Origin of the sequence: Mesorhizobium waimense (assembly GCF_003601975.1) — a bacterium.
Taxonomy (GTDB): Bacteria; Pseudomonadota; Alphaproteobacteria; order Rhizobiales; family Rhizobiaceae; genus Mesorhizobium; species Mesorhizobium waimense.
The window spans coordinates 66871-83074 of sequence record NZ_QZWZ01000004.1; the positions used below are offsets into that span (position 1 = coordinate 66871).

The following is a 16204-nucleotide window of genomic DNA, read 5'->3' on the forward strand; positions in this document are numbered from 1 at the left end:
GAGGTCCAAGCATGATCCGAAGACTAGATACCTACTGTCGGATCATGCCTAGCAGAACTCAAAAAACATTCGGCGTGTTGCTCATTGGCGCGGCATTGGCAATCATGCGGACGGCGCGGTCTCTATGCACGCCGGACTGGGCGGCAATGACGCGCAGGCAATCCGCGCTCTCGGCGCCCCAGGCCTGGCCCTTGCAGGCAAAATCGATCTCCGGCATCGGCAGCCGCGCCGTCTTGACCGTGGTCGAGGCGCCGTCGATGACGTTGGCTGGCGGATTGAACGAGGCGAAGGCCGGACCGGCCGCCGGCGTGAATGCCATGATTGCGAAGGCGCAGGCGCCCATCATCATGAACATCACCATCGGATGATCGCTGGCGCGCTGGCGCAGTGCCAGCTTCGGACGCCTGTCATTGCGCTCCGGCACTTCCCTGCCGCGGTCGCTGTTGGCGTGAACCTTCGTAAACATCGCCTTTCCCCTCGTTTATTTTTGTCTTTGCTATATAACGAACTTAATCGCGCCTGGTAACGGACGAACGACGCGCGAAGGTTGCCCGTGTAACAGGGATGAAACAAGAAAATCGGGCAAATCCGGGCACAACCGGGCAAGCGCCGATGGCGTGTTTCGTTTGCGAAGCTGTTTCATGTGCATGATCAGGATGTTGCCTAGACGGTTCTAGCGTTGAGCTATGCCCGGACCTGCCCGGCCAGACTATGAGCAAGATCACACTCCGGGCGGCAATCTGCCGGCGCCGGGGCTTTTTCCTCGGAAATGGGTTCATTTTTCCAGGCGCGGCGCCCACGAATCCCCGCGCCCGGTGTATCTTCCACAACCGGCGCTAAGGCCCGGAATTTCCGGGATTTTCTCTGGTCGGGCCAGATCCAGGTCTGCTCAATTCAGCCATCTTGAAAATTTCCTATTTTCGCAAGCCATTGCATTTTAAAGCAAAATATGATTTTATTGAATGAGTATTCAACAAATGAAGAGCCTTTGATGAACCCGCACCTCCGTGACGTGGCGATCCCCAACAATTGGGACCGGCGGGGCCTGCCGGGTTGGAGTTACCACTCCGACGCCCTTCTCGAACTCGAGAAGGAATACGTCTTCCGCAACCACTGGCAGATCGCCGGCCATGTCTGCGACGTGCCGAATGCCGGCGACTATCTGACCATGGACGTGGTCGGCGAGCGGGCGCTGATCGTGCGCGGCAAGGACGGCGTCGTGCGCGCCTTCAACAACATGTGCCGCCACCGCGGCAGCCGCGTCGTCGCCGACAGCCAGGGCACCTGCAAGAACGCCTTGGTCTGCCCCTTCCATGGCTGGGTATACAATCTTGACGGCACGCTGCGCGGTGCTGCCCGTCCGCGCTCCTTCCCCGATCTCGACAAGACCGAGTTCGGCCTGGTACCGCTCGACCTGGAAATCTGGATGGGCTTCGTCTTCATCCGCTTCCGCAAGGGCGGCCCGCAGCCATCGGTGGCCGAACTGCTGAAGCCGATCGAGGCCGAGATGACTTACTACAATGTTGCCGACATGGTGCCGTCCTGGGGCATCTGGACGCAGAAATCGCCGGTCAACTGGAAGTCGGTACGCGATGTCGACAATGAAGGCTACCACGTCGCCATGGCGCATCCGGCGCTGCAGGACCTCTACGGCGCGACCTATTTCGACGAGCCGTTCATCAACGGCGTGTCGCGCTCCTTCGCCACCTACAATCGGCATGCCGGGCGGCGCTGGAGCGTGCGGGAGTACATCAAGCTCGCCCCCGACGCGTCGCATCTGCCGGAGCACCTGCGCAAGGCCTGGATCTACTACGGCATCTTCCCCAACAACGCGCTGTCGATCATGCCGGAATCGGTGCAGTTCTATCAGGAGTTCCCGCTGTCGACTGGCGAGACGCTGCTGCGCGGCGCCATCTACCGCTACCCCGACGAGACCAGGGAGCAGGCGGCGGCACGCTATCTCGCCTACCGCATCGATCGCGACACCATGAACGAGGACGTGCAGCTCTCGGTGTGGTCGAACGAATCGATGCTGTCGGAAGCCTTCGGCGGCTTTTACCTCTCCGATCTCGAATACGGCGTGCGCACCCACCACGACCATTTGCGCAAGCAGATCCCCGTGCTCGGGCTGGAGACGGCGCCCGAGGAGAAGGACATGTGGGCGCTGAACGACGCGCTGAGGTCGCAGTCGTAGGACGGCGAAGCCGGACCATGTGCGGGCTGCTCGGCCCGGACGGCCCGACAGGCACATTCACGCACGCGGAACTCGGCACCATCCCGTGGTAACCCATTTCGGACTGCGCACCGCGAGTCGAATCCAAATGAAGCCTGAGCAACCACCAGCTTCAGGGTTTTGTTCGGCGTGCAAAATGCTCATACGTGATTTGCCAAGCATCGCTCTCGGAAGATCGTTCCTCGCCGATCCAATGGAAGCTGTCGGCAGTGATCTCGGTAAAACGCCATCGAGTTTTCAGACCGCACGAATCACTGCCGAGCTGGACAATGTCGCTACCTTCGGCCCGCCCGATCTGGCGCGAGTGATCTTGGTTGAGCGGGTCGTTCCATATGATGTGCCAGCCATCGATCCCAGGATCGAAGATGCGCAAAGTCGTGCCATACATCGTGGACGGCGCAGGGCGCTTGGGCCTGATCCAAACGTCCTGAATCGCGCGGCCTCCGAGCACCCAGCCAAAATGGCATTCTCCATCCCATTTCTGGATTGTGCCGTCGTCGAGGTAGTGGACCGAGTCCATTTCCCAGCTTCCAATTAGCCATCCATAAAGGTCCATGTCTTTCGCTCGGTCGGCTGGGGGACCTTCGGATCCGAGAGCGATGAGAAACGGAGAAATCGTCATCGTCATACTGCCTTTCGCTTCCAAGCAGACGGATTGAACTGCCAGCGCAGCTCCGCCGGTCCATTGTCGCGCCGGCCTGCCGCAAGCGCGCCTTGTGGGATTTTGCGACAGAATTGCCGCCACAACTTGCAGCGGAGCGGTGTCCTGCGCTTGGGGAAAATTGCTATGATGCCGAGCTGGCCCCCAAGGCGAGTTGCCGATGGGCGACGACCCAGCAGGGCAATTCACGGCGCCGGCTGGGCCGCGATCAGCTTCGCTGCGCCCCTGCCGGCACTTTCTTCCCGTCGAACGGGAAGTAAGGAATTATCCTTGCCACACACCTTCCCGACGCAGGTCCTCCATCGTGCGCGAAATGCCTTCGCGCAGGATCGCCACCATGTCGTCGATCTGCTCGCGCGAAATGATCAGCGGCGGCGACATCACGCACATGTTGATCAGCGGCCTGACCAAGAGGCCAAGATCATGGCAATGCGCGTCGATCCGCTTGCCGACATCCTTGTCGAGCTTCAACGGATCCTTGCTTTCGCGGTCGGCGACGCATTCGACGCAGCCCATCAGCCCCATGCCGCGCACCTCGCCGACCAGAAGCAGTTCCTCCAGCGTCTTCAGTTGCGCTTGGAAATAGGGCGCGACCTCGCGCGTGTGGGCGAGCACGCTCTCCTCGAGGATGTCGAGGTTCTTCAGCGCCACCGCACAGCCGATGGGATGGCTGGTGTAGGTCAGACCATGGCCGAACAGCGCGTCGGGGTGGTTCGAACGGCGCAACTGCTGCAAAATCCGCTCCGAGATGACGACGCCGCCGAGCGGGAAATAGCCTGAGGTGACGCCCTTGGCGAAGGTGATCATGTCGGGGTCGATGCCGAACACTTCGCCGGAGGCAAAGACGTGGCCGAGCCGGCCGAAGCCGGTCACCACCTCGTCCGAGACATAGAGGATGTCGTTGTCGCGGCAGATCTCGCGGATGCGCTTCAGATAGCCGTCCGGCGGCACGATGACGCCGCCCGATGCCTGCACCGGCTCGCCGACGAAGGCGCCGATCCTGTCGGCGCCGACGCGGGCGACAGTGTCGCGGAACTGATCGACCAGGAAATCGGTGAATGCCTCGATGCTCGTGCCTTGCGGGCGACGGAACGGATCGGGCGAGGACAGCTTGACCACCAGCTCGTCGGCGCCATCCATCCAGTCGCGGTCGCGCGGACGGCCGTTGAGCGAGGCCGACAGATAAGTCGAACCGTGATAAGCGCCGCCGCGGCTGAGGATCAGCTTCTTTTCCGGCCGTCCCCGTACATTGTTGTAGAACTGCATGAAGCGCAGCGCCGTCTCCACCGCCGAGGAGCCGCCGGTGGTGAAGAAGACATGGCTGAGGTCACCCGGCGCGTGCCCCGCGATGCGCATGGCGAGCTCCGCCGACGGCGCGTTCATCGTGTACCATGGCGTGTTGTAGGACAGCGCCATCGCCTGGTCGTACATCACCTTGGCAAGCTCCTCGCGGCGGTGGCCGACATTGATGCACCACATGCCGGCCGGCCCGTCGATCAGCCGCTTGCCGGAAGCATCGGTGATGTAGATGCCCTCGCCCTCGCCGATCAGCGCGCGCGCCTCGGCGCCGACCGAGCCCGCGAACGGCCAGGGCTGGACGAGATGGCGCTTGGCCAGTTCGACGGCGTCAACACCGGCATCCGCGGCCTCCATCGCCTTCAGGTCTCTTGCTGCCGCCATCTTTGCCTCACATGCTCTCGTGACAATTTTCAGCGGACACGAAATCAAGCTCCAAGCCATGGGAAAAGCGGCTTTTTTCACTTCATTTTGAATGTCCGTTCAATCAATATTACAGAAATAGCGCTTGATTTCAATCGCCGGATGCGCGCATGATGAAAGAAAGCCGGCAAGCTTGATGCGCGACCCGCAAATCGTGCTCCAGGCATAAATTGGGAACAGGCAGCTGGTACCAACAATGGGATGCAGCATGGCAGGACAGTCCGAGCCAGCAACGAAGATCGCGCCGGGGGCGCTGCAATGACGGCGGCTGCCGAAGGGTCGCCTGCACGGCGCATGACGCGGGCCAGGCGAAACGCTCTTCTGCAGTCCGAACCCGTCCAGGGCTTTGCCCTGATCAGCCCCACCTTCCTCTATGCCCTCATCCTTCTGGTCCTGCCGATCCTGGTGGTCATCGCCCACTCCTTCTGGACGCAGAACTACCTCACCATCGACCGCACCTTCACGCTGGAGAACTACCGCATCGCGCTGACCGAGCCGATCTATCGCGACCTGCTCTGGCGCTCGCTCTACATCTCGCTGATGGTGAGCTTCTTCACGGTCGTGCTCGCCTACCCGATCGCCTATTTCATCTCGTTCCATGGCGGCCGCCACAAGAGCCTGTGGCTGTTCCTGATCACCATCCCGTTCTGGACCAGCTATCTGCTGCGCGTGATGTCGTGGAAGGTCATTCTCGGCTACAATGGCGTGCTCAATTCCGGATTGATGGGCCTCGGCATCATCGACGAGCCGTCGACCGCACTGCTCTACAATTCGACCGCCGTCATCATCACGCTGACCCATGCCTGGGCGGCCTTCGCAATCCTGCCGATCTTTGTGTCATTGGAAAAAGTCGACCGCACGCTGGTCGAGGCGGCCAAGGATCTCGGCGACGGTCCGCTGCGCTCCTTCCTGCGCGTGACGCTGCCGCTGTCGGTGCCCGGCGTCATTTCGGCGGCGCTGATCGTCATGATCCCGACCGTCGGCGACTACGTCACGCCGAAGCTTGTCGGCGGCAAGGACGGCGTCATGATCGCCAACGCCATCCAGGCGCAGTTCGGCAAGGCGTCCAACTGGCCGCTGGGCGCCGCACTTTCCGTCACCACCATGGTGATCGTGACACTGATCGCCGGCGCCATGGTGCTGGTCATCCGCGCCGCCCAGAGGCTGGCACGATGACGGCGTTGCGGCGTCTCCTGGGCAGCGGCTGGCTGTCGGCCTATGCCTTTCTTTACGTGGTGTTCCTCTATCTGCCGGTCATCTTCCTGCCGATCTTCTCGATCAACACCGCGGCGACGCCGAAATTCCCGCTCTCCGGCTACACCCTCAAATGGTACGAGGATCTGCCGCGCACGCCGGCACTGCTCGACGCCGCCTGGAACAGCCTCGTCGTCGGCGTCTCGGCGTCCATCCTCGCCACCGTCTTCGGCATCCTCGCCGCCCGCTCCATCACCCGCTACCGCTACCCCGGCCGCCGTGCGATCAACGGCCTGATCATGGCGCCGCTGGTGCTGCCGGAGGTGATCGTCGCCATCTCGATGCTGCTGGTGATGCTGCAACTGGGCTTGAGCCTGTCGCTGTTCACGGTCGTGCTTGGCCATGTGCTGGTCTGTATACCTTATTCGATGACGGTGCTGACCTCCGGCTTCGAAGGGTTCGACCGCAGCCTGGAAGAGGCCTCCGCCGATCTCGGCGAGAGCGCCTTCGGCACCTTCCGGCGGGTGACGCTGCCGATGGTGTCGCCGGCGATCATCTCCAGCCTGCTGGTCTGCTTCACCATCTCGCTCGACGAGTTCATAATCGCCTTCTTCCTGACCGGCACCGATGCGACGCTGCCGATCTACATCTGGGGACAGCTGCGTTTTGCGTCGAAGCTGCCCGGCGTGCTGGCGCTGGGCACCTTGCTGCTGGTCGCCTCGTTCCTGCTGATGACCGTCGCCGAAATCCTGCGCCGCCGCGCGGCCGGGCGCACCCAGAACGAGGGAGGCCTCTATGCCTGAACAATCGCAGGCCGCACGGCCTCATCAGTCCGAACGGCCCCCGCTATCCGAAAGGCCCATGATCGAGATCCGCAACGTCACCCGCAGCTACGGCGCCTTCAAGGCGCTGGACGATGCCACACTGACCATCCGGGAAGGCGAATTCTTCTCGCTGCTCGGCCCGTCCGGCTGCGGCAAGACCACGCTGCTGCGCATGATCGCCGGCTTCGACAATCCGACCACCGGCTCGATCGCCGTCGGCGGCCAGCCGATGGAAGGCATCCCCGCCAACCGCCGGCCGACCAACATGGTGTTCCAGAGCTATGCGATCTTCCCGCATCTCAATGTCGAGCAGAATGTCGCTTACGGGCTGAAGCGCCTGAAGCTGCAGGGGACGGAGGAAAAGCGCCGCGTCGAGGAGGCGCTGGAACAGGTCTCGTTGACCGGTCTCGGCAAGCGTCTGGCCACCGAACTTTCCGGCGGCCAGCGCCAGCGCGTAGCGCTCGCCCGTGCGCTGGTGATGCGGCCCAAAGTGCTGCTGCTCGACGAGCCGCTGTCGGCGCTGGACAAGAAACTGCGCGAGCAGATGCAGGTCGAACTGCGCCGCCTGCAGCAGGCGGTTGGCATTACGTTCGTGCTGGTCACCCACGACCAGTATGAGGCTTTAGCAATGTCCGACCGCATCGCCGTGATGTTCGGCGGCAAGATCGCCCAGGTCGCATCGCCCAAGGAGATCTACCAGCGGCCGGTCAACCGCCAGGTGGCCGACTTTCTCGGCGGCATGAATTTCGTCAAGGCCGAGATCGTCGAGGAGAACGGCGCTTCGCTGGTCCTCGACACGCTGGGCTTCGGCCGCGTCAAGGCCGACAAACCCAAAGCGTTTGTCCGCAATGGCGAAGCCGCGACGCTCGGCATACGACCGGAGCGGCTGCGCGTTCTGTGGGACAATGCCACGGCGAAATTCGAAGTCGCCGGCAAGGTGGTCGAGCGCCACTATTTTGGTGAGATCACCCATCTGATCGTCGAGATCCCAGGGCTGGAAAAGCCGCTCTCGGTGACCGAAACCAACGACTTCGGCGCCGACGACATCCCGGTCGGCACCTCGATCCGCCTCGCTTATGATCCTGAAGCTTTAGTGGCGATGGCAGACTGAAGTTCGGCGGTGATCTTCTTGGCGGCGATGCGTCCCGCCACGATCGCGCCCTCGACATAGCCGGGAAATGACGGCGACACTTCCGACGAGGCGAAATGGACGGGCGGCGCGCCTGCAAGGATCGTGCGCTCAGCATCGGTCGCCGTCACATCGACAATGAGGTCGCTGTAGGCGCCGCCGCTCCAGCGATCATGCGTCCAGTCGCGCTGGCTGAAATCGAGGATATCGGCCGCGTCCGGGCCGAGCGCTTCCTCGAGCCTTGCGGTCACTTCGGCGCGAAGTGTTGCATCGCTGAACTCGCGCCAGCGCAGCGCAAGCGGTCCGCCGACGAACACGACGAGCGCGGCATGGACCGCATCCTTGCTGGAGTCACAGGCAAACAGTCCCGGCCGGTCGCGCCACATCACCATGCCGCTCAAGCCGCGGTCGCGCCAAAATGGCGTGGCATAGCGCACCAGTATCTTGATCACCGCACCGCTCTTCCAAACGCCGAGCGCCCTCTTCAAGCTAACCGGCAGAGATGGTGCGAAATCGAGTTTCGCAGCCATCACCGGCGGCAGCGCGACCAGGACTTGGCGCGCTTCGATCGCGCCGCTGGCCGAGATGACAAGGACGCCTTTCGGCCCGTGCTCGATCTGCGTCACAGGTTCGCTCAGCCGCAACCGGTCGCCGAGGTCGCCGGCCAGATCATCCGCCAGCGACTGCATGGTCTCGCGCAAGAAATATTGCAGCTCCGGCACCTCGTTGGTGATACGGCGATCATTGTTGATCAGGTGCCAGAGCGGCACCTTTTCCAGTGCCAGGCACCACAGGCCCTCGATCATCGACCGGAAGGCTGCCTTGCCTTCGCCGGTATCGTTCTGGCGGTCGAGCCAGGCTGCGACGGTCAGCCCGGCAATCGAGGCATTGTCAGGCGCGATCGCATTCATGCGCTCGCGGATCGCCATCGCAGCGAAATAAGTCCGTTCGGCTGCTTGCGGCGACATTGACGGCCGCGCGATGAAATCGCCCTCGACATAGGTCTCGACCAGCGTCTTGCCGCGCGCCTCGATCAGCGCCATCAATTCCGGCATGTCCTCGCACAGGAACTGACCGCCGCTGTCGATCAAGTCACCAAGGCCATTCAGGCTCGATTCCACACGGCCGCCGACGCGGTCGCGTGCCTCGAGCAGCACGAAATCGATGCCGGCTTTTTGCAGCTCATGGGCGGCCGACAGGCCGGTGAAGCCGGCGCCGACGATGACAACGCCGGTTTTTTCGATTTCTTTGTTCAATAGCCGGCCTTGATCTTCTCGAACTCGGCGACCATGCGCTGCTTGAGCTCCGGCGCCACCGGCTGCTGGAACAGCGTCTTGTCGAGGAATTTGTCGAGATTGTCGAAGCCGCGCTCGACCAGGATGCCGTGGTCGATCGCCGCCATGCCGGCGCCGTTGCCATGGCCGTAGCCGAAGGTCTTGACCATATAGTCCGAAACCCCGGGCGCGTTGACCGCGTTCAGGAAATCATAGGCCTGGTCGAGCTTGCCGGGCGCATCCTTCATCAGCACATAACCGCACACCCAGGTCGACAGGCCCTCCTTGGTGTCGCGGTTCATTTCGATCGGCACGCCCTGGCCCTTCAGCGTCACGAAGGTCTCGTTCCAGCCCCAGGCGAGATCGACCTCGTTGCCGGAAAAGGCCTGGTTGATGTCGGTATCGTCGGTCCAGTAGAAGCGCACGTTCTTGTGCACCGCGCGTAGGAAATCGGACGCCTCCTTGAACTGGGCGTCGGTCATCTTGGTCCAGTCCTTCAGCCCGATGACCAGGCTTGCCAGCGCATAGGCATCGTCGACATTATCGCCGATGGTGACGCGTCCCTTGAACTTCGGATCGGCGAATATCTTGAGCGACTGCGCCTCTTCCTTGGTGACATTGTCGGTCCGGTAGAGCAGCGAAGTGTTGCCCCAGTCAAAGGGCATGAACCAGGCCTTGCCGTCGGCGGTCGTCGCCAGATCCTTCATCGCCATGATGCCGGGATTGAGATCCTTCCAGCCTGATATTTTTGACGTGTCGAGCGGCTGCAGCATCCCGGCATCCCGCCATTTCACCACGCTTTGAGAGCAGGGATGCGCGATGTCGGCCTTGAAGCCGGCGCGCATCTTCTCGAACGCCTCGTCCTCGTCGCCGAAGAAAGCGAAGGTCGGCTCTGCGCCGTATTTGGCGGCGTATTCGGGATGCAGCAATGGGTCCTCGTAGCCCGACCAGTCGAACACGACGAGGTCGCCGCCGCCTTCGGCAAGCGCGTAGACCGCACCCGCGCCGATGGTGCAGGCGGCGGCAAGCGCAAGGCGGCGAAGCATGGAATTCATGGCGCGAAACTCCCCCATCGCGAAAACGGCGCGGCGACGTTAGGAGAATTCCCGCGCTTTGGCGAGCCCGTCCGCCCGCCATGTCGGCGGCGGACGGACCGGCCGGAGCAACATCAATAGCCGGCTTTTATCTTCTCGAATTCGGCGATCATCTTGAGCTTGAGATCGGAGGGAACCGGCGACTGGAACAGCGTCTTGTCGACGAATTTCTGCACGTCGTCATAGCCCTTTTCCTTCAGGATCGCCTGGTCGACTCCCGCCATGCCCTGGGCGTTAGCCTGGCCGTAGCCCCAGTCTTTGACCAGCACCTTGGCGATTTCCGGATCGTTGATGGCGTTCAGATAATCATAGGCCTTGTCGACATTATCGGGCGCATCCTTGAACAGCACATAGCCGCAGACCCATGTCGAGATACCCTCGGCGGTATCCTTCTTAGCCTTGATCGGCACGCCGGCGGCCACCGACTGCACCGTGGCGTCATTCCACGCCCAGGCGAGATCGACCTCGCCGCCGCTCAGCTGCTGGACGATGTCGGTGGTGTCGGTCCAGTAGGAGCGGACGTTCTTGTGCACTTGGCGCAGGAAATCGGATGCCTGCTTGAACTGGTCGTCCGTCATCTTGGTCCAGTCCTTCAGGCCGATGGCGAGGCTGGCCAGCGCGTAGGCGTCGTCGACATTGTCGCCGATCGACACCTTGCCCTGGAACTTGGGATCGGCGAACGCCTTCAGCGACTGCACGTCCTTCTCGTCGACCTTGTTGGAATTGTAGGTCAGTTGGCTGTTGCCCCAATCCCAAGGCATGAACCAGGCCTTGCCGTCGGCGGTGGTGGCAAGATCCTTCATCGCCATGATGCCGGGATTGAGGTCTTTCCAGCCTGATATCTTCGAGGTGTCGAGCGGCTGCAGCAGCCCTGCCTCGCGCCATTTTACCACGCTCTGCGAACAGGGATGGCCGAGATCGGCCTTGAAGCCGGAGCGGACCTTCTCGAACGCCTCGTCCTCGTCGCCGAAGAAAGTGAAGGTCGGCGAGTCGCCGTTCTTCTCGACATATTTCGGATGGAAGCTCGGATCCTCATAGCCCGACCAGTCGAACACGATCAGGTCCTTGTCGGCGGCAACGGCCCGCGCCGCCGCCGAAGCCGCCAGCGCAGCAGTCAGTGCCAATGTCAGTGTCAGGCGTCGGCTGAGTGTTTTCATTGCTGTTCCATCCTCTTTTCTTGGTTGTTCATACCGGCTTGAAGCCGCCGGCTTTCTCAGGCGTAGTGCTTTGGAAACGCCGCCGACAGGAACGCGTTCGCCGCCTGCAGCGCGCTCTCGCGGGTGACGTCCTCGGTCCCCATCATCAGCCGTAGCCACAGGCCCTCCAGCATGGCGCTCAGCGCCAGCGCGATGACTTGCGGCTCATAGGCATAGCCGCCGCTCTCTTTGAGCGTCGCGCAAAGGTCGATGAAGATCTTCTGGTAGGCGGCGTCGCGCGCGCCGCACAGCGCCTGATAGGTCGGCCGCGACTTTGCCTCGCCCCAGAAGGCGCACCAGGCGGCCAGCTTGCGCTTGTTGCAGATCGAGCGGTCGAAGTCGGCGGCGACCAGCGCCCGCAACTGGTGGGCCGGATCCTCGCCGGCCCTGGTCAATGCGGCACGCCAGTGCGCGGCATATTCGTCGGCCATGTATTGCAACGTGGCGACGAGCAGCTTGTCCTTGCTTTCGAAGTGAAAGTTGACGATGCCGCGCGACAGGCCTGCGCCATCGGCGACATCGGCCATCGTCGTCTCCGAATAGCCGCGCTTGGCCAGCGAATCGATCGTCGCCTCGATCAACTGCTGCTGCCGGACTTCCTTCGACGCCTTGCGGCCGCGCTTTTCGGGATCGCCTTTTCGTGCTGGTTCAGGCAGAACATCCTTGGCATCTGCGGTCTTCATCGGTGTCATGATCTCCAGCATTGCCGGCTACCCAACCGGCTTTCGACCGCGAAGATGAGTGGGACGGTGCTCACCACTGTCAAGCACCTTCTGCATGGCTTCCCAGGTCCGGATGTTCTTGTCGACATAGGCGGCACCTACCGCGGCCGCGACCGTCGGATAGAGCGGACCTTTCAGCCTTTCCAACTCGCCGCGGGCGACCTCGCGATACCACGGATTGCGGTCGCGTATGGTGACATCGGCAAAGCCTGCCCGACGCATCGCCAGCGCATAACGCTCAGGCGAGGCCATGGCAAAGGACAGGCCTTCGGCGGCGACATAGGCCTGCATCTCGGGCGACGGCTGGCCGTCATGCGAGATCATCCAGTTCGACGCGGCGAAGGCGCCGCCCGGTTTCAGCACCCGGAAGATTTCGGCAAACAGCGCGTCCTTGTCGGGCACATGCAGCAGCGCATCCTTGGAGAAGACGATATCGAAGGAAGCATCGGTGAACGGCAGACGACCGGGCGGCGCCTGGATAAAGCTGGCGCGATCGGAAAGCCCGCGCGCCGCTGTCCGTTGCCTGGCCGTCTCGATCACCGGGCGCTCGACATCGAAACCCGTGGCGTGGGCAGCAGCATGACGCTCGACCAGATGCAGCGTGATGCCGCCTAAGCCGCAGCCTATGTCGAGGACCGTCTTGCCCGCGAGCGACAGGCCTTCGACGACGCGGTCGACTTCGTCCGGCCCGCCTGGCGACAGATAGCCGTCGCCCCAGAGCGCCTCCAGGAAGCGGATGGCGGTGTCGTCATATTCCGGCTCGGCGTCTGCCGTTTCGATCATCTGACCTCAGCCCCAACTGCCGATTGAGCAGTCAAGAATGTCGGCAAAGCCTAGCGCATAAACAGGAAAACGCAACATCATTTGTTGAACATTCATTCAATATGGCTGGACAAAATGGCCGAAGCCGTGCCAAATTCCTCGCATTGGGGAAACAGATCACATAAAATGAACGGTGAGATCGCCATGAAGGCTCGGCGTATATGAAGGCGTGGGATGCGATCGTCATCGGCGGCGGCCACAACGGACTGGTCAACGCCTGCTACCTGCAGCGCGCCGGCCTCGACGTGCTGGTGGTCGAGAAGAACGACTGGGTCGGCGGTGCGGCCACCAGCCGCGAATTGACACCTGGTTTCCTCTATTCCAACTGCTCCTATGTCTGCTCGCTGTTCAGGCCCGAGATCATGCGCGACCTGGAGCTGCCGCGCTTCGGCCTGCAAGTGATTTCCTACGAGGGTGGCGCGGTCTTCACCAGGGACGGCGACTATCTCGCCAACTACCGCGATCACGACGCCCACCGGCGCGAGTTCGCCCGCTTCTCCAAGCGCGATGCCGAAGCATATGACCGCTACGCCCGCGACGTGACGCGGCAGTGCCGCTTCATCCAGCCGCTGCTGATGCGCACCGCGCCGGACCCGACCAGTTTTCGACCGCGTGACCTCGGCGAGCTTCTCTATCTCGGCAAGAAATTCGCCGGGCTGTCGGCGGAAGAAATGGCACTGACGCTGCGCTTCTGGACGATGTCGATCTCGGACTTCCTCGATGAGTATTTCGAGACCGATGTCATCAAGGCGAACTTCGCTTTGTCCGGCATCATCGGCACCGCGCTTGGACCGATGTCACCCGGCACGGCTTACGTGCTGCTGCACCACTATATGGGCGAAGTCGACGGCTCGGTCGGCGCCTGGGGCTATGCGCGCGGCGGCATGGGCGCCGTCACCAAGGCGCTCGCGGCGTCCTTCAAGGCCTCCGGCGGCACCATCCGCACCGGCGCCGAGGTCGACCACGTGCTGGTTAGCCGAGGCAAGGCGAAAGGCGTGGCGCTGGCCGGCGGCGAGGATATTTACGGCAAGCTCGTCGTATCCAACGCCGACGTGAAGCGCACCTTCCTCAAGCTGGTCGAGGAAAAGGAACTGCCCGACATCTTTCTGCGCCGGGTGAGGAACTTCAAGATTCGCGGCTCGTCCGGCAAGGTCAACATTGCGCTCGATTCGCTGCCCGAATTCCCGGCGCTGCCGAAGGATTCTCCGGCCTATCGCGGCGACATGCATTTCACCGATTCGATGGAGCGCATGGAGCGCGCTTATGACGACTGGAAAGCCGGGCGCTGGTCGGCCGACCCGTTCCTCGACATGGTAATCCCGACGACGCTCGACCCGACCATGGCGCCGCCGGGCAAGCACTTCATGAGCTGCTTCGTGCAATACGCTCCACCCAAGATAGCAGGGGCGGACTGGACCGACGCTGATCGCGATGGGTTCGCCGAAAGCGTGATTTCGCAGATCGCCGAATATTCGCCCGGCTTCCGCGATCGTATCGTCCACATGGAGGTGCGCACGCCGCGCGAGATCGAAGCCGAGGTCGGGCTGACCGAAGGCAATATCTTCCAGGGCGAACTGACCTTCGACCAGCTGCTTTTCAATCGACCGGTGCCGGGCTACGCGCAATACCGCTCGCCGCTCAGTGGGCTCTATATGTGCGGCTCGTCGACTCATCCCGGCGGCGGCGTCATGGGCGCGCCCGGCCGCAACGCCGCCGCCGAGATCCTGCGCGACCTCGCCAAATCGACCTCGCATATGAGCCCGGCCCATGACGTCATTTGATGCAATCGTCATTGGCGGCGGCCATAACGGCCTCGTCGCCGCCGCCGTGCTGGCAAAGAGCGGCCGCAAAGTGCTGGTGCTGGAAGCCGCAACGGATATCGGCGGTGCGGCGCGGACCGAGGAATTCGCGCCGGGCTTTCGCGTCTCTTCCGTCGCCCATGTGCTGAACCGTCTGCATCCCGATGTGGTGAAGACGCTGGAGCTGGAACGTCACGGGCTGGAGATTGCGCGCGGCGACTTCGTGCCTTCCGTGGCGCTGTCCAGGGATGGGCCACCGCTTGTACTGCATGGCGCCTATGGAGAGGCGCTGACCGGCGCCAGTTCGTCCGAGCAAACCGCATGGAAGGAACTAAGCGCCCAACTGCTGCGCTATGCCGGCATATTGAAACCGTTTCTGTCACGCCGTCCGCCCGATCTTAGCGCCATGTCGCTGCTAGAGACGGCAGCGCTCGGCCAGACCGCGCTGGCGCTGAAGAAACTCGGCAAGGAAGACATGCGCGATTTCCTGCGCGTGCTTTTAATGAATGTCGCCGACCTGCTCGACGAGCAGCTCACCGACGACCGGCTGAAAGGCTTGCTCGCCTTCGATGCGACGCTCGGCGGCCATCTCGGTCCGCGTTCGCCGACCTCGCTGCTCGGCCTCTACTACCGGCTGGCGGGCGAGATCGGCGGTGCTGCCGGCGCGCAGGCGCTGCCGAAGGGCGGCATGGGCGCGGTCGTCACCGCCATCCGCGCAGCGGCGGAGAAGGCTGGCGTGACAATCCGCGCCGCCTCACCGGTGGCCAAGATCATCGTCGAAAAAGGTCGCGCCGTCGGCGTCGCACTCGACAACGGCGAGGTGCTGCATGCGAAAGCGATCGTCTCCGCCATCAATCCGGCAACCACTGTCCTCGACCTCGTCGGACCGCGCGAGGTCGACACAGGTTTCGTGCGCAAGGTCAAGAACATCCGGATGAAGGGCAATGCGGCCAAGCTCAACCTGGCGCTCGACCGGCCGCCGCAATTTGTCGGCGTCGACGCCGCCGGCCACAAAGGCCGCCTGGTCATCGCGCCCTCGCCCGACCATGTCGAGCGTGCCTTCAATCCCTGCAAATATGGCGAGTTCTCGCCCGAACCCGTGATGGAGATCACGCTGCCCTCGCTTGCCGATCCGTCGCTCGCGCCAGCAGGTGCCTGCGTGCTCTCGGCGGTCGTGCAGTATGCGCCCTATGCGCTGAAGGAAGGCTGGGGCGCCAGCAAACCGAAATTCCTGAAGGCGATCATGGCTCAGCTAGAGGCTTATGCGCCAGGGATCTCCAAGACCGTGCTTCACAGCGAGCTTTTGACGCCGACCGACATTGAGGCGCGTTACCGCATGCCCGGCGGTCACTGGCATCACGGCGAATTGCAGGCCGACCAGATGCTGATGTCGCGGCCGGTCTCCGGCTGGTCGGGCTACGACACGCCGGTCGAAGGCCTGTTCCTCGCCGGCGCCGGTTCGCATCCGGGAGGTGGCGTCTCCGGCAGGCCCGGTTTGAACGCCGCCCGGCGCATCATCGCGATGAGGGGATAGACC

At 62.8% G+C, this 16204-nt stretch carries 15 protein-coding genes; 6 read left to right on the forward strand and 9 right to left on the reverse strand.

Annotated features, from left to right (window positions below; all coding sequences use genetic code 11):
- Positions 1 to 58: 58 nt before the first annotated feature.
- Entirely contained in the window at positions 59 to 466 is a 408-nt protein-coding gene (locus D3227_RS07100) for a hypothetical protein (protein ID WP_120013423.1), read from the reverse strand.
- 525 nt (positions 467 to 991) lie between these two features.
- On the opposite strand from D3227_RS07100, the gene D3227_RS07105 reads away from it, so the two are divergent.
- The gene (locus tag D3227_RS07105; protein ID WP_120013424.1) at positions 992 to 2194 is read left to right on the forward strand and encodes an aromatic ring-hydroxylating oxygenase subunit alpha; all 1203 of its coding nucleotides are present in this window, start codon (positions 992 to 994) and stop codon (positions 2192 to 2194) included.
- A 151-nt stretch (positions 2195 to 2345) separates the two neighbouring features.
- Here the strand turns inward: D3227_RS07105 and D3227_RS07110 are convergent, their stop codons facing one another.
- The 3 genes from D3227_RS07110 to D3227_RS41505 form a co-directional block, all read right to left on the reverse strand.
- Positions 2346 to 2861 carry a hypothetical protein gene (locus D3227_RS07110; protein WP_245451684.1) on the reverse strand — a complete coding sequence of 172 codons (516 nt, stop codon included), beginning with the start codon at positions 2859 to 2861 and terminating at the stop codon, positions 2346 to 2348.
- 297 nt (positions 2862 to 3158) lie between these two features.
- A complete protein-coding gene (locus D3227_RS07115; protein WP_120013425.1) occupies positions 3159 to 4574 on the reverse strand; it encodes an aminotransferase in 1416 nt (471 codons plus the stop codon).
- A 99-nt stretch (positions 4575 to 4673) separates the two neighbouring features.
- A complete protein-coding gene (locus D3227_RS41505) occupies positions 4674 to 4823 on the reverse strand; it encodes a hypothetical protein (RefSeq protein ID WP_167480632.1) in 150 nt (49 codons plus the stop codon).
- A gap of 48 nt (positions 4824 to 4871) precedes the next feature.
- On the opposite strand from D3227_RS41505, the gene D3227_RS07120 reads away from it, so the two are divergent.
- The 3 genes from D3227_RS07120 to D3227_RS07130 are packed head-to-tail and all read left to right on the forward strand — an operon-like array spanning position 4872 to position 7742.
- Positions 4872 to 5789, forward strand: a complete 918-nt coding sequence (locus D3227_RS07120; protein ID WP_120013426.1) for an ABC transporter permease — start codon at positions 4872 to 4874, stop codon at positions 5787 to 5789.
- Complete coding sequence (locus D3227_RS07125; RefSeq protein WP_120013427.1) at positions 5786 to 6610, forward strand: ABC transporter permease; 825 nt, start codon at positions 5786 to 5788, stop codon at positions 6608 to 6610. The genes D3227_RS07120 and D3227_RS07125 overlap by 4 nt, the downstream gene beginning before the upstream one ends.
- A 58-nt stretch (positions 6611 to 6668) precedes the next feature.
- Complete coding sequence (locus D3227_RS07130) at positions 6669 to 7742, forward strand: ABC transporter ATP-binding protein (RefSeq protein WP_120013428.1); 1074 nt, start codon at positions 6669 to 6671, stop codon at positions 7740 to 7742.
- On the opposite strand, the gene D3227_RS07135 is transcribed toward D3227_RS07130, so the two are convergent.
- The 5 genes from D3227_RS07135 to D3227_RS07155 form a co-directional block, all read right to left on the reverse strand.
- Entirely contained in the window at positions 7706 to 9016 is a 1311-nt protein-coding gene (locus tag D3227_RS07135) for a flavin monoamine oxidase family protein (RefSeq protein WP_167480633.1), read from the reverse strand. The genes D3227_RS07130 and D3227_RS07135 overlap by 37 nt on opposite strands.
- Positions 9013 to 10089 (reverse strand): extracellular solute-binding protein, encoded by a 1077-nt coding sequence (locus tag D3227_RS07140; protein ID WP_120013430.1) that lies wholly within the window; start codon positions 10087 to 10089, stop codon positions 9013 to 9015. The genes D3227_RS07135 and D3227_RS07140 overlap by 4 nt, the downstream gene beginning before the upstream one ends.
- A 113-nt stretch (positions 10090 to 10202) precedes the next feature.
- On the reverse strand, positions 10203 to 11285 hold the full coding sequence (locus D3227_RS07145; RefSeq protein WP_120013431.1) for an ABC transporter substrate-binding protein: 1083 nt from the start codon (positions 11283 to 11285) through the stop codon (positions 10203 to 10205).
- Positions 11286 to 11341: 56 nt separating this feature from the next.
- On the reverse strand, positions 11342 to 12028 hold the full coding sequence (gene betI, locus D3227_RS07150; protein WP_120013432.1) for a transcriptional regulator BetI: 687 nt from the start codon (positions 12026 to 12028) through the stop codon (positions 11342 to 11344).
- Positions 12029 to 12034: 6 nt separating this feature from the next.
- On the reverse strand, positions 12035 to 12829 hold the full coding sequence (locus D3227_RS07155) for a methyltransferase domain-containing protein (RefSeq protein WP_120013433.1): 795 nt from the start codon (positions 12827 to 12829) through the stop codon (positions 12035 to 12037).
- A gap of 200 nt (positions 12830 to 13029) precedes the next feature.
- Between D3227_RS07155 and D3227_RS07160 the strand changes: the two genes are divergently transcribed.
- Together D3227_RS07160 and D3227_RS07165 are read left to right on the forward strand one after the other, a co-directional pair.
- Positions 13030 to 14649: a phytoene desaturase family protein gene (locus D3227_RS07160; protein ID WP_120013434.1), complete on the forward strand. Its 1620-nt coding sequence runs from the start codon at positions 13030 to 13032 to the stop codon at positions 14647 to 14649.
- Positions 14636 to 16201, forward strand: coding sequence for a phytoene desaturase family protein (locus D3227_RS07165; RefSeq protein ID WP_120013435.1), 1566 nt, complete (start codon positions 14636 to 14638; stop codon positions 16199 to 16201). Before D3227_RS07160 ends, D3227_RS07165 begins: the two co-directional genes overlap by 14 nt.
- The last annotated feature ends 3 nt before the right edge of the window (positions 16202 to 16204 follow it).